Origin of the sequence: Hansschlegelia beijingensis (assembly GCF_045505405.1) — a bacterium.
Classification (GTDB): Bacteria; Pseudomonadota; Alphaproteobacteria; order Rhizobiales; family Methylopilaceae; genus Methylopila; species Methylopila beijingensis_A.
In genome coordinates, this window is sequence record NZ_JBJKEX010000699.1 from 1 (window position 1) to 611 (window position 611).

Sequence of the window (611 nt, forward strand, 5' to 3'; positions counted from 1 at the left end):
CCTCGACCGCGCCGACGCGGTCGTCGGTCGCGCCCGTGAACGCGCCGCGGACGTGGCCGAACACCTCGCTTTCCATCAGTTCGCGGGGGATCGCGCCGCAGTTCAGCGCCACCAGCGGCTTCGCCGCACGGCCCGAGCGGGCGTGGATCGCCTCGGCGCAGAGCTCCTTGCCCGAGCCGCTCTCGCCGGTGATGAAGACCGGCGCGCGGGAGGGAGCGATCCGGGCGATCTCCCCATAGAGCGCCTGCATGGGCGCGGAGCGACCGACGAAGCCGGCGAAGTCGCGGGGCTCGTCAGGGTCTGGTCCGGCCTCGGCCGGATCCTCAGCGCGCTGCCGCCGTTCCTCCAGGCGTGGCGCGAGCCGGCGCGCCAGCGTCTCGGGCGAATAGGGCTTCAGGACGAAGTCGACCGCGCCGCGCCGCATCGCCTCGACGGCGAGCGCCACCGAACCTGCGCCGCTCGTCGCCACCACGATCATGCCGCTGGCGCCGAGCGCCTCGACGATCGGCAGCGTCGTGCGGTCCGGCACGTCCACGATCGCGATGTCGGCGAGCCGGGAGCGGGCGAAATCCACCGCGGCGGCGGGCTCCACCGCCGCCAGGATCTCAGAT

Annotated in this window: 1 protein-coding gene; it reads right to left on the reverse strand. The window is 74.0% G+C overall.

Translation table 11 applies throughout. The features are described from left to right. Positions 1-592 (reverse strand): sigma-54-dependent transcriptional regulator (locus tag ACIKT0_RS19695; RefSeq protein ID WP_407106936.1); only part of this gene is annotated, 592 nt, incomplete at its 3' end. Positions 593-611 lie beyond the last annotated feature (19 nt).